This is a genomic window from Flavobacterium eburneipallidum, assembly GCF_027111355.2.
Taxonomy (GTDB): Bacteria; Bacteroidota; Bacteroidia; order Flavobacteriales; family Flavobacteriaceae; genus Flavobacterium; species Flavobacterium eburneipallidum.
The window spans coordinates 1,825,871-1,845,327 of the sequence record NZ_CP114291.2 but is presented as its reverse complement, the minus strand read 5'-3'; the positions used below and the strand labels follow the sequence as shown (position 1 = coordinate 1,845,327).

General features: G+C 32.8%; 20 protein-coding genes. 3 read left to right on the top strand and 17 right to left on the bottom strand.

Annotation, left to right across the window (positions count from 1 at the left end; translation table 11 throughout):
• Window positions 1-16: 16 nt before the first annotated feature.
• From OZP15_RS07575 to OZP15_RS07535, 9 genes are all read right to left on the bottom strand, one after another.
• Window positions 17-1,240 carry a PQQ-dependent sugar dehydrogenase gene (locus tag OZP15_RS07575; RefSeq protein ID WP_281337437.1) on the bottom strand — a complete coding sequence of 408 codons (1,224 nt, stop codon included), beginning with the start codon at window positions 1,238-1,240 and terminating at the stop codon, window positions 17-19.
• A gap of 190 nt (window positions 1,241-1,430) precedes the next feature.
• Window positions 1,431-2,621: an enoyl-ACP reductase FabV gene (gene fabV / locus OZP15_RS07570; RefSeq protein ID WP_269224929.1), complete on the bottom strand. Its 1,191-nt coding sequence runs from the start codon at window positions 2,619-2,621 to the stop codon at window positions 1,431-1,433.
• Window positions 2,622-2,681: 60 nt separating this feature from the next.
• Complete coding sequence (gene recN, locus OZP15_RS07565) at window positions 2,682-4,334, bottom strand: DNA repair protein RecN (RefSeq protein ID WP_269224928.1); 1,653 nt, start codon at window positions 4,332-4,334, stop codon at window positions 2,682-2,684.
• A 56-nt stretch (window positions 4,335-4,390) separates the two neighbouring features.
• Window positions 4,391-5,275, bottom strand: a complete 885-nt coding sequence (gene porD, locus OZP15_RS07560) for a type IX secretion system protein PorD (RefSeq protein WP_269224927.1) — start codon at window positions 5,273-5,275, stop codon at window positions 4,391-4,393.
• Entirely contained in the window at window positions 5,268-6,479 is a 1,212-nt protein-coding gene (gene coaBC / locus OZP15_RS07555; protein WP_281337436.1) for a bifunctional phosphopantothenoylcysteine decarboxylase/phosphopantothenate--cysteine ligase CoaBC, read from the bottom strand. Before coaBC ends, porD begins: the two co-directional genes overlap by 8 nt.
• Before the next feature lie 6 nt (window positions 6,480-6,485).
• The gene (locus OZP15_RS07550; RefSeq protein WP_269224926.1) at window positions 6,486-6,803 is read right to left on the bottom strand and encodes a DNA-directed RNA polymerase subunit omega; all 318 of its coding nucleotides are present in this window, start codon (window positions 6,801-6,803) and stop codon (window positions 6,486-6,488) included.
• Between the two features lie 9 nt (window positions 6,804-6,812).
• A complete protein-coding gene (locus tag OZP15_RS07545) occupies window positions 6,813-7,613 on the bottom strand; it encodes an outer membrane protein assembly factor BamD (RefSeq protein WP_269227890.1) in 801 nt (266 codons plus the stop codon).
• 204 nt (window positions 7,614-7,817) lie between these two features.
• Complete coding sequence (gene dapA / locus OZP15_RS07540) at window positions 7,818-8,705, bottom strand: 4-hydroxy-tetrahydrodipicolinate synthase (RefSeq protein WP_269224925.1); 888 nt, start codon at window positions 8,703-8,705, stop codon at window positions 7,818-7,820.
• 8 nt (window positions 8,706-8,713) lie between these two features.
• On the bottom strand, window positions 8,714-9,232 hold the full coding sequence (locus OZP15_RS07535; protein ID WP_269224924.1) for a DUF6913 domain-containing protein: 519 nt from the start codon (window positions 9,230-9,232) through the stop codon (window positions 8,714-8,716).
• 48 nt (window positions 9,233-9,280) lie between these two features.
• On the opposite strand from OZP15_RS07535, the gene OZP15_RS07530 reads away from it, so the two are divergent.
• Both OZP15_RS07530 and OZP15_RS07525 read left to right on the top strand, forming a co-directional pair.
• Complete coding sequence (locus OZP15_RS07530; protein WP_269224923.1) at window positions 9,281-10,060, top strand: 5'-nucleotidase C-terminal domain-containing protein; 780 nt, start codon at window positions 9,281-9,283, stop codon at window positions 10,058-10,060.
• A gap of 35 nt (window positions 10,061-10,095) precedes the next feature.
• Complete coding sequence (locus OZP15_RS07525) at window positions 10,096-11,004, top strand: bifunctional metallophosphatase/5'-nucleotidase (protein WP_281337435.1); 909 nt, start codon at window positions 10,096-10,098, stop codon at window positions 11,002-11,004.
• On the opposite strand, the gene OZP15_RS07520 is transcribed toward OZP15_RS07525, so the two are convergent.
• The 7 genes from OZP15_RS07520 to rpsF form a co-directional block, all read right to left on the bottom strand.
• A complete protein-coding gene (locus tag OZP15_RS07520; protein WP_281337434.1) occupies window positions 10,994-11,683 on the bottom strand; it encodes a hypothetical protein in 690 nt (229 codons plus the stop codon). The two genes, OZP15_RS07525 and OZP15_RS07520, sit on opposite strands and share 11 nt — an antisense overlap.
• A complete protein-coding gene (locus tag OZP15_RS16290) occupies window positions 11,680-12,372 on the bottom strand; it encodes a lysoplasmalogenase family protein (protein WP_432419386.1) in 693 nt (230 codons plus the stop codon). The genes OZP15_RS07520 and OZP15_RS16290 overlap by 4 nt, the downstream gene beginning before the upstream one ends.
• Complete coding sequence (gene ligA / locus OZP15_RS07515) at window positions 12,359-14,365, bottom strand: NAD-dependent DNA ligase LigA (protein ID WP_281337433.1); 2,007 nt, start codon at window positions 14,363-14,365, stop codon at window positions 12,359-12,361. The genes OZP15_RS16290 and ligA overlap by 14 nt, the downstream gene beginning before the upstream one ends.
• Window positions 14,366-14,438: 73 nt before the next feature.
• Complete coding sequence (locus OZP15_RS07510; protein WP_269224920.1) at window positions 14,439-14,912, bottom strand: DUF6495 family protein; 474 nt, start codon at window positions 14,910-14,912, stop codon at window positions 14,439-14,441.
• 78 nt (window positions 14,913-14,990) lie between these two features.
• On the bottom strand, window positions 14,991-15,434 hold the full coding sequence (gene rplI, locus OZP15_RS07505) for a 50S ribosomal protein L9 (protein ID WP_269224919.1): 444 nt from the start codon (window positions 15,432-15,434) through the stop codon (window positions 14,991-14,993).
• A 62-nt stretch (window positions 15,435-15,496) separates the two neighbouring features.
• The gene (gene rpsR / locus OZP15_RS07500; protein WP_007138295.1) at window positions 15,497-15,793 is read right to left on the bottom strand and encodes a 30S ribosomal protein S18; all 297 of its coding nucleotides are present in this window, start codon (window positions 15,791-15,793) and stop codon (window positions 15,497-15,499) included.
• 5 nt (window positions 15,794-15,798) lie between these two features.
• Window positions 15,799-16,140: a 30S ribosomal protein S6 gene (rpsF, locus tag OZP15_RS07495; RefSeq protein ID WP_281337432.1), complete on the bottom strand. Its 342-nt coding sequence runs from the start codon at window positions 16,138-16,140 to the stop codon at window positions 15,799-15,801.
• A 167-nt stretch (window positions 16,141-16,307) separates the two neighbouring features.
• Here rpsF and OZP15_RS07490 point away from each other — a divergent pair, with 167 nt between their 5' ends.
• A complete protein-coding gene (locus OZP15_RS07490) occupies window positions 16,308-17,003 on the top strand; it encodes a LytR/AlgR family response regulator transcription factor (RefSeq protein WP_269224918.1) in 696 nt (231 codons plus the stop codon).
• Here the strand turns inward: OZP15_RS07490 and priA are convergent.
• Window positions 17,000-19,450, bottom strand: a complete 2,451-nt coding sequence (priA, locus tag OZP15_RS07485) for a replication restart helicase PriA (protein ID WP_281337431.1) — start codon at window positions 19,448-19,450, stop codon at window positions 17,000-17,002. The genes OZP15_RS07490 and priA overlap by 4 nt on opposite strands.
• Window positions 19,451-19,457 lie beyond the last annotated feature (7 nt).

Genomic DNA, 19,457 nt, shown 5'->3' with positions numbered 1-19,457 from the left:
AGTTTACTTAAAAAAATCATTTTTTATCTATTTTATAAAGTCTTCCTTGATCTGTTATAGCATACAAAGCACCGTCAGTTCCTTGAGTTACGTCTCTAAATCGTTGATTTTCGGATGCTAATAATCTTTCTTCTCCTACGACTTTATTATTTTCGATAGCCAAACGAACAATATGCATCCCACTCAAAGCTCCTATAAAAAGGTTGTTTTCCCATTCGGCGATTCGGTTTCCTTTATAAAAAGTCATACCACTTGGCGAAACTACAGGATCCCAATAATAGACGGGTTGTTCCATACCTGTTTGTTGCTGAATTCCTGCTCCTATTTTGGTACCACTATATTCTATACCATAAGTAATTGTAGGCCATCCGTAATTAGCTCCCGCTAGCAAACGATTAATTTCATCACCTCCTCTTGGTCCATGTTCGCTTAACCATATTTCGCCAGTAACAGGATGAAGTGCTAATCCTTGAGGGTTTCTATGACCAATACTGAACAATTCAGGCAATGTGCCAACTCCACTAAAAGTTGGATTTCCAGATGCAGGTTGTCCGTCTTTGGTTATTCGAATGACTTTTCCAAGACCCGAAGAAACAGATTGAGCCAATGGTCTAGTTTCTATAACAGAACGCTCTCCTGTACTTACCACAAGATTACCTGTAGTATCAAAAAGAATACGTCCACCATAATGTAGCGTACTGGAATTGACTGGTTTTGCTCTATAAATTACAGTTGCTCCCTCTATTGTTTTTTCATCGGTAGAAAGCTTTCCTTTAGCTACTGCTGTATTATTTCCTCCCGTAGTAGCTTCGGCGAAAACCCAATATATCATACGGTTAGACGTAAAATCCGGATCTAGACATAAGCCTAACAAACCTCCTTGACCTCCTGAATTAACTGCAGGAATTCCTGTAATTGGACTACTCACAATTCCAGTTGTAGTAACGATTCGCATTTGCCCTGCTTTTTCGGTGATTAATAACCTACCATCAGGAAGACTTTTTATTCCCCAAGGATTTGTTAAGTTAGTAGTAATTACAACTGACTCATAACTGGTTTTTGTCTTAATACCGCTAATTCGAGTTTGTCCTGAAAATGCTGGACTGTAAGCGGTATTTGGAGTGTTGGTTTCAACTGGATCTGTAATTATAGCTATTGGAGTCGGATTTTTTTTGTCATTAGAACAACTTAAAACCGTAAAAAAACCAGATAGTGAAATAAGAAAGATTATATTTTTCATCGTATTGAATTTTAATTTATAAAAAACACCAAATAATTCTAACAAACTTCTTGAATTAAAAACAAAATAATTTATACAATTTACAAAATATCTTGTAAAATTACTCATGTAAATTAACTACCAATCATTACAAAAAAAAACCATCACGAAAAAAGTGATGGTTTATGAAACTTTTATAATAGCATAAAATTTAAGCAATACTAGAAACAGTAACCATTTCATCTGTATCTGCTAAATAATCTACACCTTCAAAGCCGAAGCCAAACAGGTTATTAAAATCATTTTTATACCCTGCTAAATCACCGATTGCTGGCAAAGTTTCAGTAGTTGCTTCCAACCAAAGTTGAGCTACTTTTGCCTGAACATCCTCACGCATTTCCCAATCGTCAATTCTAATTCTTCCTTTTTCATCAACAGGAACTGCAGAACCTGTGTACAATCTATCTTGATACAAACGTTGAATTTGCTCGATACAACCTTCGTGAATTCCTTCTTCTTTCATAATTTTGTACAACAAAGAAATATACAAAGGAATAACTGGAATAGCTGAACTCGCTTGAGTTACCAATGCTTTATTTACCGAAACATAAGCCTGACCTCCTACTGATTTCAAACTATCTGTAATAGTAAATGCTGTTGCCTCCAAATGATCTTTGGCACGACCAATTGTTCCTTTACGATAAACCGCTTCTGTCAATGATGGTCCGATATAAGAATAAGCCACTGTTGTAGCTCCTGGTGCTAATAAATTTTCATTTTTAAGAGCTTCCATCCACATTGCCCAATCTTCACCGCCCATTACAGCAACTGTATTTTCAATATCCTCATCAACAGCTGGAGCGATAGAAACTTCAGAAACATTTCCGGTATGAAAGTCAACCGTTTTATTCGTAAACGTTTGACCGATTGGTTTCAAAACCGAACGATGTGTAACACCTGTATTGGGATTAGTACGTACAGGAGAAGCCAAACTGTAAATCACCAAATCTACCTGACCTAAATCAGCCTTTATTAAGTCTAAAGTTTGTCTTTTTATTTCATTAGAAAAAGCATCTCCATTGATACTTTTGGCATACAATCCTGCATTGTGTGCTTCTTTTTCAAAAGCGGCTGAATTGTACCAGCCTGGAGAAGCCGTTTTTCCTGGAGCAGCTGGTTTTTCAAAAAATACTCCAATAGTTGCAGCATCCGATCCAAAAGCACTTGTAATTCTAGATGCCAACCCAAAACCCGTTGAAGCACCAATTACTAATACTTTTTTGGCACCTTCTATTTTTCCTTTTGATTTGATATATTCAATTTGATTTTCAACATTTTGCTCACATCCCGCTGGGTGCGCTGTTAAGCAAATAAATCCTCTCATTCTTGGTTCTATGATCATAATTCTATACTATTATTCGATTATTTATTTTTTTTAAGGTAACAAATATAAGCCATTTCTTTAGTTCAGCAAGGCTTTTGCATGGTTTAATGCTGAATCAGAAATCACGGTTCCTGAGAGCATTTGGGCTATCTCAACCACTCTTTCCTCTGAAGATAAAAGTTTCAATTCCGATTGGGTATCTTCATCTACTGTCGATTTGAATACTTTGAAATGCGAATCGCCTTTGGCTGCAATTTGAGGTAAGTGCGTGATGGCAAAAATTTGCATTTTGTTACTCATTCCTTTCATAATCTCTCCCATTCTATTAGCAATCTCTCCAGAAACTCCTGTGTCAATTTCATCAAAAATTAAAGTTGGCAATTTCGAATATTGTGCTAAAATAGCTTTTACAGCCAACATAATTCTGGACATTTCTCCTCCTGAAGCTACTTTTTTCAACAAGCCAAAATCAGTTCCTTTATTGGCAGAAAATAAAAATTGCAATTCGTCTTTTCCATTTTGGAAATAGGTTTCAGATGGAATTAATTCCATTTTAAAACGAACATTAGGCATCCCTAAAGTTTCTAAAATCGAAATCAATTGATTGGATAAAACAGGAATAGCATCAGCTCTATTTTGATGAATAGTAGCCGAAATAGTATCCAATTCCTGTGTTTTTTCTTCAATTGCTTTAGACAAAACAGCAATTTCTTCTTCTATATTTTCAAGTTCTAAAACCGTATTTTGGAGATTTGTTTGAATTTGCAATAATTCATCAACCGAAGTAACTTGATGTTTCTTTTGTAAATTATAAATTAATTGCAGTTTTTGACTGATTAATTCTAATTGAGCTGGATCGTTTAATAACTTCTCGGAACAATTTTGTAATTCTTTTGAAACATCATCAAAATCAATGGTTATGCTTGTAATTCTTTCGAACAAAGCTTGATATTCTGGTGAAAAAGATGCTATTTTTTGCAATGCTACTTTGATTTCATTCAAATTATGAAAAACGCCAAATTGTTCTTCATTGGCTATTGCTAAAGATTTATCAATCGATTCTTTGATGATTTCAACATTATTCAGCTTTTCAAAATCGGCTTCTAATTCTTCTTGTTCTCCTGATTTTAATTTAGCAGCAACTAATTCTTCTAGTAAAAAAGTATTGTATTCTTGTTGCTTACCAGCTTCCGATTGTTTTTTCAACAAAGCATTCAGTTTTGTTTTATCTGATTTGTATTCTTTTAAAAGCTTTTGAAAAGAAGTTATCACTTCGGAATTATTAGCAATGGCATCGATAATTTTAAATTGCACATTTTCATCTGATAATTCTTGGGTTTGCTGTTGCGAATGAATATCAATTAAAAACAAACTCAAATCTTGCAATTCCTGAAGATTTACAGGACTATCATTGATAAAAGCACGAGATTTTCCAGAAGGTAAAATTTCACGTCTAATGATAGTTTCGTCTTCATAATCCAAATCATTGTCCTGAAAAAAATCTTTTAAATTGTATTTTGAGATTTCAAATTGGGCTTCGATTATACATTTTTCTTCTTTGTTTTTAAGCGAAGTCAAATCGGCTCTTTTTCCTAAAACCAATCCTAAAGCACCCAATATTATTGATTTTCCAGCACCAGTTTCTCCCGTTATAATCGAAAAACCTGTAGAAAAATCAATAGTTAATTTTTCAATTAATGCATAGTTTTTTATCGATAGTGTAGTTATCATTTCTATTGTATTTATGGAAGTAAGCCGGAAATTTGAGTAAAATTCTAGTTTTTTAATTAATACTTAATGGTAGCCCATTTACTGGAATTAAGAGGAGAAGTTTTATTCAGAACATCGCCTAAATCGCTAATAGTCACACTTGGACCTCCTGAAAAAACAGAGGCAATTTCGTCTGATTTTGCATCGTAAAATACTCTAGTCAAAAAGGCATTAGGTCTTACTGAATTTACTTTGGTCAAGTTAAGTATAGATGCTTTTATTTTCTCTTTGGCAGCTTTCAAATCAGTACTCATCATGTCTAAACCTGAATGATATTGAAACACTGTTTGACGAATTTCGGTGAAAGTTGGTGACAACAAATCGTTTATCAAAAAATAGCGACTTTGGTTACCATCAGACTGACTCCAACCTCTATAACCACTTTGTTGCGCTACGTTAGCAATGTTTTGAGCCGTGTCAAAATAAGAATCACCACCATTTGCAACAAAGCTATCAGCATCTAATCCTAAAATCATATAGCTATAAAAAGCAACTACGGAAACTAAATTAGAATCGAATTCAGCTGGATTAAAAATTAAATTTTCGAATTCTACATATCTAAAACTAAAATCCTTGTCGTTAAAATTTAATATTGGCGAGGCATAAGTTGAATTGTATATAGGTCTTGAAGATTGTACTTGAATGGTACCAACAAATTGATCGGAATTATTCGATGAAAGCGTAATATACATCGAACAATTTATTTTTTCGTTTTGTTTAAAAACCTGATTAGTCCAACTCGTTTTATTGATAAATTCGCTCAAAGCTGTTTGCAAAGTTTTAAAAATTTGCTGATTGGCATTGGGCAATTTTTCTGTATTTATGGTAACCACACAATTCAACTCTTGAGCTTGAGTGAAACCAAAAGTCAACAAAAAGAAAAAAACAATTATTTTACGCATAAAAATGGGCTATTACTTTATTAAGAATATCATCGGCAACGTCTTCTTTCGATTTTAATTTCATTGGTTCTACCTTGAAATTACTATCAATAAAAGTGATTTTATTAGTAGGTTTTCCAAAACCAGCCCCTTCATCTTGCAACGAATTAAGAACTATCAAATCTAGGTTTTTTTTCTGAATTTTCAGCTTTGCATTTTCAATTTCATTTTCGGTTTCCAATGCAAATCCTATTAAAAACTGCTTTTTCTTGATTTTGCCTAAAGAAGCTAGAATATCTTTTGTTTTTTCTAATTCAATACTAAAATTATCAGCTGTTTTTTTGATTTTATTCAGTGCAACATTCTTTGGTTTGTAATCCGCAACGGCAGCAGCAGCAATGGCTACATCCACTTCATCATAATACTGATGGCAAGCCTCATACATTTCTTGAGCCGAAACAACCCGAATAATTTTTACCAAACTATTCTCTATTTTGAAATGAGTAGGTCCTGAAATCAATATTACCGAAGCTCCCAAATTTGCTGCACTTTGCGCTATATCAAAACCCATTTTACCACTAGAATGATTGCCTATAAAACGCACAGGATCTATGGCTTCGTATGTTGGCCCAGCAGTAATTAGTATTTTTTTTCCTTTGAGCGGTAATTTGCTTTCTAAATCAGCTTCAAGAAATTTTAGAATATTTTCGGGTTCAGCCATCCTTCCTTCGCCTGATAAACCGCTGGCTAATTCACCACTTTCAGCAGGAATCATGGTATTTCCAAATTGTTTCAATTTCTTAAAACTTTCGATTGTAGAAGGATGTATGTACATGTCTAAATCCATTGCTGGTGCAAAATAAACAGGACATTTTGCCGATAAATAAGTGGCTATTAAAAGATTGTCGCAATTGCCATTGGCCATTTTTGACAAAGTATTGGCTGTTGCAGGAGCAATAACCATCAAATCGGCCCAAAGTCCAAATTCGACATGGTTATTCCATTTTTCGTTGTCATCTGTTTTGTCATAAAAACTAGAATACACTGGGTTTTTAGACAAAGTCGATAAGGTTAGCGGAGTTATAAAATCGCTAGAAGCAGGTGTCATTATCACTTGGACATGTGCACCTGCTTTTATGAATAATCGAACTAATGTAGCTGTTTTGTAAGCTGCAATTCCACCAGAAATACCTAGTAAAATTTTCTTTCCGCTTAAAACTGACATTGTATATTATTTGTTTCCGTCTCTGTGGTAGATTTTACCATCAAGCCATTCTTGCACAGCCAAAGCGTGTGGTTTAGGCAATTTTTCGTAAAATTTAGACACTTCAATTTGTTCTTTATTTTCGAAAACTTCTTCTAAACTATCGTTGTAAGTAGCAAATTCTTCTAGCTTTTCTGTCAATTCTTTTTTGATTTCAGAGTTGATTTGGTTTGCTCTTTTAGCCATAATTGTTATCGCTTCATACACATTTCCTGTAGGTTCTTCGATAACTGTTTTGTTGTAAGTTATTGTGTTTACTGGAGCAACTGTCTTTCTTAAATCCATGACTTTTATTTATTTAGTGAAATTTTTTAAATCGGTTTCTATTCTAGCAGCCATTTCTTCTGCTGTTTTTTTGTATTTAGTATCGGCTTTGTATTTAATTAAATTGCCGTATGCTGTTTTTGCAATATTCAAACGTTCTTCCATTTTAGAAGGAATACTATTAATTGCTATTTGGTAAGCGCAATCGTATTTATAAAAAAGAGCATCTTCTTTAAGAGATGTTCCTGGATAATCTGAAACAAAATTATCTAAAGCTACCATTGCTGATTTATAATCCATAATGGTATGGTATCCTTTAGCGTTTTCGTACACTTTTTGCTCTATTTTTTCATTCAATAATTTCAGTGTTTTATTGGCTTCTGGCAAATAAGTTGAATTAGGATATGAATCTATAAAAAGTTGCAATTTATCTATTGCTTTAAAAGTATCTGTTTGATCTAGACTATAAGACGGTGATAGTTTTGAATAACATATCGCTCCTAAATAGGCTGCTTCTTCTATTTTTTCACTTTTAGGATAGCCTGAAACAAAACTATCAAACTGATAAGCCGCTAGATAATATTGTTTGGTATTATAATAAGACATTGAAAACATATAAAATAATTTCTCTGCCTGTGGCTTTCCTCTGTAAGCTGGAGCAATTTGTTCTATTAATCGAATGGCATCATTGTATTTGCCTGCATCATATAATTGAGTTGCCATTTCAAACTTAACGCCAGGATCTTCAGACTTTAATGCTTTTTGATATTCACTACACGAACCCAAAAGGAGAACAAGAAGCAATAACGATACTATTTTTTTACCCACCATTATACTATTTTTGTTTTTTTGGAATTGCTTTGCCCATTTGCTAACACTCGCATCTTGAATCTTCGATTTCATTTTTTATTTACTTTTATAACGCTGTTGAAAGTTTTGACTTTCAAAAAACAATACCCAAGTTTCGGTGGCAAATTTAGTTATAAATTCAGCCACTTCAAAATATATTTTTTTTGTTTAAAACAAGGTGTTTTTTTAAGCTAATTTATTGATTTTATCGACAAAAGCTCCGATTCTATTTGCCAAGGATTGATCGGCTGCTACCAAAGGCAATCGAACTGTATTATCTGCTATTCCTAATGATTGAAAGACTTGTTTGATTCCTGCTGGATTTCCTTGCTCGAAAATCATATCGATACAGTCTGAAAAAAGATAATGTATTTTATAGGCTTCATCTACTTTTCTATTTAATCCCAAACGAATCATTTCTGAAAATTCTTTTGGAAAACCTTGCGCAATAACAGATATAACGCCTGAACCACCAGCCAAAACCATTGGCAAAGCAATCATATCATCACCAGAAAGTACCAGAAAATCTTTTGGTTTATCTTTTAATAATTGCATCGCATGTACCATATCTCCATTAGCTTCTTTAATAGCTACAATATTTTCGAAATCATTTGCCAAACGCATGACAGTTGATGGCAACATATTGCTTCCTGTTCTACTCGGAACGTTGTACAAGATTACAGGAATTGGAGAAGCCTCTGAAACCGCTTTAAAATGTTGATAAATTCCTTCCTGCGTTGGTTTGTTATAATAAGGTGAAACTGAAAGAATCGCAGCAAATTTAGAAAAATCTCTAGTTTTCAATTCTGCAACTACTTCCATAGTGTTATTACCTCCTACGCCAAGTACTAACGGTAATCTTCCATTATTAGTATCAACCACAGTTTGGATTACAAATTCTTTTTCGGCCTGGGTCATTGTAGCATTTTCTGCTGTTGTACCTAATATTACAAGGTATTCTACTCCTCCATCGATAGAGAAATTTACTATTTTTATTAATGCGTCAGTGTCTATTGATAAATCTTCTCTAAAAGGAGTTACAAGAGCAACACCTGTACCTATTAATGATTGCATAATCTATTTTAAATTTTATTTAATATTTTTAAGTATCTGAATAATTCATGAACAAAAACGGAATAATTCTCGGCATTTGTTTGAATCATCAAATGGTTCACTCTTTTGTCAATTGATGAAAAACCAACTTTGAAAGATGCTTTAGAATTATGGGAAATATGCAATAAAATAGCTCTTTCCACATCGTAATAACTTACCAATAAATCAAAGTTCTTTAGAATAAAATCATTAACTGCTGGATTTGTAATTTCTCCTTTCCAATTAATATCTCTTGTAGAAAAATTTAATTGCGAATCTGATTCGCTTTTCTTTAATTTATTGCTGTAAAGAATTGTTTTGATATTATTTTCGACAATTCCATTAGCTATTAATTCCTTTATTAAGGCTTCTTTTTCTAAAAAATAACTTTCATCTATAAGTAAACCAACCGTTTGTATCGAAACAGTCGAAGGAATAGTCTTAACGTTGTGTAAACTATTTTTTAATATCCTTTTTAAAAAATAATCCTTTATATAATTTAAAAACATATTACTTTTACCTTGTCACAAAATTACTTAATTTAAGTCGCATAACAGATGGTAAATCTAAAAAACTATAAGGATGTTTTAAAACTTTTTGTTATATTCTTAACATTTTTATTAGTCGCTTCTTGCGGAAAACAGACTTACAATGTTACCAAGATAGAAGGTAAAAAAATTCCAATTACAGCTTCAGAAAAACAAAACCCAGATATTGAAGCTTTTATCAAACCCTACCGGGAACATATTGACCAAGATTTAAGCAACGTTCTAGCTTATTGCCCAGAAACTTTGGACAAAAGTAATGGAAAATGGCAAACTAGCATAGGAAATTTGATGGCTGATGTTACTTTACAAGGTGGAAATACCGTGTTTTTGTATCGCGAAAAAAAGAATATAGACATGTGTATTCTAAACCACGGAGGCATTCGAGCTACACTTCCTAAAGGAAATGTGACTGCCCGAACAGCTTACGAAATAATGCCTTTTGAAAATAGTCTGGTAGTTATTGCCTTAAAAGGAGAACAAATATTGGAACTTGTGGATTATTTCATTAGCTCACAAAAACCACATCCCGTGTCTGGAATTACGTTTACAATAACTAAAGATAACTTGGGAAAAAACATATTGATCCAAGGTAAAGCGGTTGACAAAAACACTATTTATTATGTTGCTACCAATGATTACTTGTCTAATGGTGGTGACAATATGAATTTCTTTAAAAAAGGAATAGCAAAATTTGACCTCGATTATAAATTGAGAAACATACTAATTGATTATTTCAAAAAAGTAGATACAATTCCTGTCATAAACGATGTTAGAGTTAGTGTAGAATAAAAATAGCTGATAATTTTAGCAAAAAAAACGGCAAAATGAAAAGAAGAGAATTTATAGAAAAAACTACTGCCAGTACTGCTTTGTTAAGTTTAGGCCTTTCGTTGAGTAGTTTTTCGTCAGATATAAAAAAAATAACAATCCTCCACACAAATGATGTGCACAGTCGTATTGATCCTTTTCCTGCAGATGATCCACGAAATCCCAATATGGGTGGAGTTGCCCGAAGAGCTGCTTTGATTGAAAACATTCGTCAAGAGAATCCAAATGTATTATTGTTAGATGCTGGTGATATTTTTCAGGGAACGCCTTATTTTAATTATTATGGTGGTGAACTAGAATTCAAATTGATGAGTATGATGCAATATGACTTATCCACCATTGGTAATCATGACTTTGACAATGGTGTTAAAGGTTTAGCTGCACAAATGCCTCATGCTAGTTTTGAATTTGTATCGGCTAATTATGATTTCAAAAATACTCCGATGGATGGTTTTGTAAAACCTTTCAAAATATTTAATAAAAACGGGATTAAAATTGGCGTTTTTGGACTCGGAATTGAATTGAATGGTTTAGTTGACAAAAAAATGTCTCAAGAAACCGTGTGGCACAGTCCTGTAGAAGTCGCTCAAGATATGGTTCGAATTCTAAAAAAGGAAAACAAATGTGACTTGGTTATTTGTCTTTCGCACCTTGGATACAAATATGGTAAAGAAGATTCAGATAAAATTTGCGACTTAAAATTAGCTGCACTTACTAAAGATATAGACTTAATTATTGGTGGTCACACCCATACTTTTCTGGACAAACCAACAGTAATGAAAAATCTTGAAGGAAAAGAAGTTTTAGTCAATCAAGTGGGCTGCTACGGAATTAACTTGGGACGGATTGATTTTTATTTTGATAATAAATCCAAATCAGCAACTGGAAAATCAATTATTGTATAAGCTTTCTCTCTGTAGTTATCACAAATTGATAAAAAGCATAAGTAGCAAATACGGTCAACAAAACTCCTAATTTTCTTAATACAGAAGGTGAAGAATCTACCAAGTAAAAATTATCGATAAAAATAATAAAATACTGCACAATAGACAATAATCCGAAAATAAGTAGCCATACCTCTTTTCTATCATTCATCACATAATGCGACAAAGTAATACCTGCCACAATAGACATTAAAAAGCATTGAATCATCAAGCCTACATAAATTATTGGTTTAATATCGCTCGTAATGGACAACAAATAAAAGAAAAAAAACAAGAAAGGAATTGTGGCTATAAATAACGGAAAATAATCTTGAAGATGGATCAACTTACTTATGTAATAAATGAGTATCAATCGATGCAAAAAAAAGACAGCCATTCCTGTAAGTAATAACTCCTCACTTATATATATCCGACACAATTTTACAATTAATAAAAAAGCAATTGTAATAAAAAAAAGAATGTTTCTTTGAGTTGAAGCAATCCAATAAAGCAAAACTAAAAAAATAGAAACCAAAGGCTTTACTATAAATAGAATGGGTTTATTGCCATAAAATTCCGCAATAATTTCTAACATAGCTGTTAAAAAATACAGGATAGTAAATACTTTTTCAGGATTATATTTTAAATTAACAACTTTCATACTTCAATAATTTTCTGAAAATTTTTATCATTTTCAATGAAATAAGTTACCATAAAATAATAGGAAAAAATCTTCGCAAAAACATTCACAAATTCAAAAGCATAAAGATCATAGTAAAAATTATCTACAATGAAAAAGATGTCTGAAACGGCTAAACATAAACACATAACACCCAAATTAAAAAAAACAGGAATTCCTTTTTTTATATAATTTGAAAAAGAAACAAAACACAAAAGACTTAAAACTATAGCATAAATTAAAAATAAATAAAAATCAGGGTTTATTTGTTCAAACTTCAAACTCATTATTGTAAAACAAATTGCGCCAACAAAAATCATTAAAACCAATAATGGTAATCGGTCTTTCTTATTAAAATCTAATTTTCTAAAATTATCAAAAGACAATTTCAACAACAAACAATAAACAATTAAAAAACATAATAACCCTCCAATCACTGAATCCAACAAGTTTAAAAGCAAAAACAAATCCCCAGCAAAACAAAACAGAAAAATAAAAGACTTACTACTATTTATTCTATAATTATTGGTAATCAAATAATAAATAAATACAATAGGTACAAGAACGGCTTTTAAATAGAGTACTATCGCATCAGATTGTATAATTTTGAAAAAAATAATCAATATACATATTGTAAAGTATAAAATAAAAGACGGATTATTTGGTTTCATCAAGCATTTTTATAAAATCATTTTCTGAAATTACTGGAATATTTAGCTTAACTGCTTTCTCTAATTTAGCTGGTCCCATATTGGCTCCAGCCACAACATAATGAGTTTTGGCAGAAATAGAACTTCCTACTTTACCACCATTATCTTCAATAGCTTTTTTTAAATCGTCTCTCGAAAATTGTTCGAAAACTCCAGAAACAACGAATGTTTTACCTAAAAGCTTCTCGGTTGCATTTGGATTATTTTTTTGAACAATTTCAAATTGAACGCCATAACTTTTTAAACGTTCAATAATTTTTTGATTTTCTTCATTCTCAAAAAACTCGATAACACTTTTGGCAATTCGTTCTCCAATTTCATCCACCAAAATTAAATCCATTAAACTAGCTTTACTTAAAGCATCAATAGTTGCATAATGCTTGGCTAATTTTTTAGCTACTGTTTCACCAACAAAACGAATTCCAAGCGCAAATAATACGCTTTCAAACGGAATTTCTTTTGATTTTTCAACGCCGTTTACCAGATTTTCTGCCGATTTTTGAGCCATTCGTTCCAAAGGCAAAATTTGCTCCACCGTTAACTCATACAAATCAGCATAATTATGAACCAATCCGTTATTGAAAAGTAAAGCCACAGTTTCGCCACCAAGACCTTCAATATCCATGGCTTTTCTGGAAATATAATGCTGAACTCTACCAATTATTTGCGGAGGGCAACCATAAAAATTAGGGCAATAATGATTGGCTTCGCCTTCATTTCGAACTAATTGGGTTTGACACTCCGGACAATGGGTAATGTATTTTGTAACTTCTGAATTCTCTGGACGTTTGTCTAAATCAACTGCTATAATTTTCGGGATAATTTCTCCTCCTTTTTCTACAAAAACAGTATCACCAATACGAATATCTAATTTTTCAATTTGATCTGCATTGTGTAAAGAAGCTCGTTTTACAACTGTTCCTGCCAATTGTACTGGTTCTAAATTAGCAACCGGAGTAATAGCTCCCGTTCTCCCAACTTGATAGGAAATTGATTTTAATTCCGTAGAAACCTGTTCCGATTTGAATTTGTAAGCCATTGCCCAACGAGGCGATTTTGCCGTATAACCCAATTCTTCCTGGTGCTGAATACTGTTAACTTTTATCACAACACCATCCGTTTCATAAGGTAAATCATGACGGTGTAAATCCCAATAGTCTATAAAGTCGAAAACCTCTTGTAGATTATTAACCAACTTTGCTTCTTTAGGCACTTTAAATCCCCAATTTCTAGCCGATTCTAAACCTTCAAATTGGGATGAAAAAGGCAAATTATTGCCAGCTACAAAATACAACAAACATTCCAGCGGACGCTTGGCTACTTCTGCACTATCTTGCAGTTTTAAACTTCCCGAAGCTGTATTTCTAGGATTTGAATAGGGTGTTTCTCCAATTTCAATCAATTCCTGATTCATTTTTTCAAAACCTGCAAATGGCAGAATAATTTCGCCACGAATATCAAATTTATCGGGATAATTTCCTTTTAGTTGTAGCGGAATAGACTTTATAGTTTTGATATTACTTGTTACTTCATCCCCTTGAAAACCATCACCACGAGTTAACGCCTGAATCAATTTTCCGTTTTCGTAAGTAATACTTATTGATGCTCCATCATATTTTAATTCACAAGTATATTGTAAATCTACATTGCCTAATACTTTCTGGATTCGAGTTTCCCAATCCAACAAATCATCTTTGGAATAAGAATTGTCTAAAGAATACATACGATATTGATGCGCAATAGTTTTGAAATTTTTGGTTACTGTTCCTCCAACTCGCTGTGTTGGGGAATTTTCGTCAAAAAATTCAGGGTGTTTATTTTCTAATTCTTGAAGTTGTTTTAACTTCAAATCAAAATCATAATCCGAAATAGTAGCATTATCCAACACATAATAATTATAGTTGTGTTGGTTTAATTCGGCTCGCAATGCTTGAATGGTATTTTGAATTTCCATAGAAAAAAAAGTGGCTATTTTAGTTTTTAAAACAAAAGACTAAAATAACCAATTAAATAGTAAAATGACTCAATTAAGACTCAATTATTGAATTTATTTGTTTGTACAATTGTCCGTCGCTCAAAAATGCGCCTTGTTGTATCAATTGAAAAATAGAACTATTGCGTTCTTCAGTGAATACTTTTTTACCAGTTTTCATTTCGATAGTTTCGGTAAACATATTGTCACTTAACCATTGTAATCCGTCTTTAGTCAAAAAATCAGTTTCCGGAACCAGTGATTTCAACACAATAGATTGTACGTAAGTATCAAAACATTGAAAAAGAAAAATATGATTTTTAGAAAAATGTTCCAAATATTCGGCTCTGCTTAAAACACCTTCCCAAACCAAATCTGAAAAAACATCCAACTCCTGTTCTGCTACTTCTGGTTTTTCTGCTTTTAATGTATCCCATTCGGCTTTGTCAATAGTTTGCGTAGCAAGAAAAGTACTGAATTCTTGATTTAATTCTTCGAATTGCTCTTTGGTTAATCGGGTATATTTCATTCTATATTGTATTTAGATTCTATATTAAACAAAAAAATCCCGACTTTCATCGGGATTTTAATCTATTGTATGTAGAAATTATGCTTTTTCAGCAACGATTTCATAAGCTAATTCAACGATTACATCTCTGTGTAAACGAATGCTTGCAGCATATTTACCAGTACGTTTTACGATACCACTAGTGATGAATTTTCTGTCGATAGCATTTCCTGATTTCTCTAAAGCTTCAGCAATGTCGATGTTAGTAACAGAACCAAAAAGTTTCTCTCCACCTGCTTTTGCAGCAATTTTAATTTCTAATGCTTTCAAAGTTTCAGCTAACGCTTTTGCATCTGCAACTACTTTAGCTTCTTTGTGCGCTCTTTGTTTTAGGTTTTCAGCCAATACTTTCTTTGCAGAAGGTGTAGCTAATTGAGCAAATCCTTGTGGGATTAAGTAATTACGACCGTATCCGTTTTTTACAGTTACTACATCGTCTTTAAATCCTAAATTTTGAACGTCTTGTTTTAAAATCAATTCCATGTTGATGTCCTTTGTTATAGAAGTTAGTCCCGATGAATCGGAACAACAACTGTTATTTTATATTATTTTAATAAATCGGCCACGTATGGCATTAAAGCTAAATGACGAGCTCTTTTTACAGCTACAGATACTTTTCTTTGGTATTTCAATGAAGTTCCTGTTAAACGACGAGGAAGAATTTTCCCTTGCTCATTAACGAATTTCAATAAGAAATCAGCATCTTTATAATCGATGTATTTGATTCCTGATTTTTTGAAACGACAATACTTTTTAGTTTTGTTAGTTTCTATATTTAAAGGAGTAAGATATCTGATATCTCCGTCTTTTTTTCCTGAAGCAGATTGTTGTAATGTTGCCATGATAATTAAGCTTTTTGAGATTTAAGTTTTGCTCTTCTTCTTTCAGCCCAAGAGATAGCATGTTTGTCAAGACTTACAGTTAAGAAACGCATAACTCTTTCGTCACGTCTGAATTCAGTTTCAAAAGCGATAAGAACTTCTCCTGATACTTTAAATTCGAACAAGTGGTAAAAACCAGATTTTTTGTTTTGGATTTCGTAAGCCATTTTTTTCAGACCCCAATCCTCTTTAGACACCATTTCTGCTCCTCTAGACGTAAGAAATTCTTCAAATTTCGTTACTGTTTCCTTTACCTGAACTTCAGATAAAACGGGATTTAAAATGAAAACAGTTTCATAATGATTCATAAATATTTATTTAAATGTTAATTTGGGCGCAAAAGTAATTATTATTTTTTAATAAACAAACATAATTACACTTAATTCGTTGTAATGCAAAAAAAACCGATAAAGATTTGTTTTTCTCATTTAAGCGTACTACATTTACTATCCCAAATCATTAATAATACAATATTATGAAACTAAACTGTGTAGTAGTCGATGATAGTTCTATACAAAGAATGATCATCACAAAGTTAGTAAATAATCATCCAAACTTACACTTAATTGGAGATTTTTCCAATGCCATTGAAGCAAGAGGCTGCATGACCATTCACAATGTGGACTTGATTTTCTTGGACATTGAGATGCCCGTTATAAGCGGTTTCGATTTTTTGGATGGTTTAAAAACTAAACCTCAAATCATCTTCATTACTTCCAAAGCAGAATATGCGATGAAAGCATTTGATTATGATGCTACGGATTACCTACAAAAACCAATTGCCATTGATCGATTCAATGCTTCTGTAAAAAGAGCAATCGATTTGCAAATGTTGCGCTCTGAAACTCACGAAGAAGACGGCGAACACATTTTTATCAAAAGCAATCTTAAAAAGCTAAAAATTTTTACTGCTAAAATCAAATGGATTGAAGCTTTTGGCGATTATGTAAAAGTAGTAACCGAAGACGACAGCAACCTTGTTCTTTCTACAATGAAGTCTTTTGAAAAGGATTTATCGAAAGACAAGTTTGTTAGAGTTCACAAATCCTACATTATTAATATTGATAAAGTAGAACGTTTTAACAGTCGATTTGCCGAAATTGGAGTTACTAAAATTCCATTAAGCCGACATAAAAAAGAAGATTTAGTTAGAGCTTTAGCTATTAACTAATAGAAATCAACATTTACAGACACTTTAATAGCTCTGTATTGTGCAACTGCTTCAAAACTATTCAGCATTTTCTGAATAGTTTTTTTTGTGCCTTGCAATGACTGATTGATTGGGATTTTTATCATTATCGTTCTAATATATTCATTTCGAATTCTAGAAATTGGCGGTTCTTCTGGACCTAAAACTGGAATAGTAAAATTTTGCTTCATTACCTGATACAACCACATCGAACCTTCTTTTAGTTTATCGAAATCACGGTGTTTCAATGTCAGTTTGATGAGTTTGAAATAAGGAGGATAATGATAAATTTGTCGGTCATACAATTGCTCCTTGTACATCCCTTCATAATCATTGCGAACTACTTGTTGAATTGTATTATGATTCACATTGTAAGTTTGAATAATTACTTTTCCTTGCTTTTCGGAACGACCCGAACGACCTGAAACTTGTATCATCATTTGATAACTTCTTTCAAAAGCTCTAAAATCGGGATGATACAGCATATTATCGGCATTCATAATTCCTACCAGACTAACATTATCAAAGTCCAAACCTTTGGCAAGCATTTGAGTTCCTACCAAAATTTCGATTTCTCGATTTTTGAAACTATCAATAATTTTTTCGAAACCAAATTTACCCCGAGTCGTATCCTGATCCATTCGACCAATTTTGGCATTTGGAAACAGCTCTACCAATTCCTGTTGAATTTGTTCGGTCCCAAAACCTTTTGTTGTCAAATCGATACTGGAACACGCATGACAATTAGTTGGTTTAGCCATGGAATAGCCACAATAATGACAACGCAATTGGTTTTTGAATTTGTGATAGGTCAAACTCACATCACATTGTGGACATTGTGGTATATGGCCACAAGTCATACATTCTATAATAGGAGAAAAACCTCTGCGATTTTGAAACAAAATAACTTGTTCACCTAAAGACAAGGCTTTAGAAATATTTTCAATCAAATTATCACTAAAATGACCTGTCATTTTCTTGCGGAAATAATTGTCTTTCAAATCAACCAACTCAATTTCAGGCATTTTGACATTACCATATCTTTGGGTAATTTCCACAAAACCATATTTTCCAGATTGTGCATTAAAATAGGTTTCAATACTTGGAGTTGCTGAACCCAACAAAACTTTTGCTTTATGACTATTTGCCAAAACTATCGAAGCATCACGAGCATGATAACGGGGAGCGGGATCTGCTTGTTTAAAAGTTTGCTCGTGCTCTTCGTCAACAATTACCAATCCTAAATTAGAAAATGGCAAAAACAAAGCCGATCTCGCACCAATGACAATTTGTGCTTTTGGTGAGGCTGTTAATACTTGTTGCCAGACTTCTACCCTTTCGTTATTGCTATATTTCGAATGAAAAACAGCCACTTTATTTCCGAAATAATCTCGCAATCGTCCAACTAATTGAGTTGTCAAAGCAATTTCAGGCAATAAATACAAGACTTGTTTTCCTGTAGCAAGATATTCTTCAATAAGCTTGGTGTAGATTTCAGTTTTTCCGCTGGAACTTACTCCGTGTAACAAGCAAACTTCTTTATTAATAAAACTTTCTTTTATTTGCTCGAAAGCTATTTGTTGAGCATCGCTTAATTGCAAGGCTTCTTCTTTACTTTTTCCTAAAAAATCTACTCGATCTACTTGAAGATGGTATTCTTCGAAAATTTCTTTTTCTATTAAAGTTTTAATGATTGCACCCGTAGAATTAGAAACTTCAATGAGTTTTTTGACTGTAATGGGCTTTTTCTCCGAAGCACTCAATTGGAAATAACTCAAAACAATTTCCTTTTGTTTATTGGCTTTTTTAAGCGTTTCTAATAATTCATTCAAACCTTCATTGGAATCGTATTTGGAATGTAATTTTACGTATCGAATGAGTTTAGGCGTATAAATTTCTTGCACTTCTTCCTGAAGTACTAAAATGTTTTTGTCCACCAATTTTTGAATCACTGGAAAGATATTCTTCTTGTTCAAAATTTTCATTATATCCTGAACTTTTAGAGAACTTTGTTGCTGCAAGGCTTCGTAAACCAAATATTCTTCGTCCGAAAGCAAACTTTCATCCACAAAGCCTTCTTGTTTTTGCGAAATAACTGTTTCGCTTTCCAGCAAAAGTGCCGATGGCATTGCACCACGATACACATCGCCAATAGCACACATATAATAGGTAGCAATCCATTGCCAATGGGCGATTTGAATTTCGGTTACAATGGGTTTTTCATCCAAAATTTGATGAATTTCTTTGGCTTCGTATAAAGTAGGCTGATTTTCATGGGTTTCGATTGCCAAAGCGGTGTAGATTTTACTTTTGCCGAAAGGAACTGCCACTCGCATTCCTTTTTGGATATAATTATACTCGGCTTCCAAAATACTATACGTAAAGGTTTTGGCTAGCGACAACGGTAAAATTACTTCAACGAAATACATTGTGATT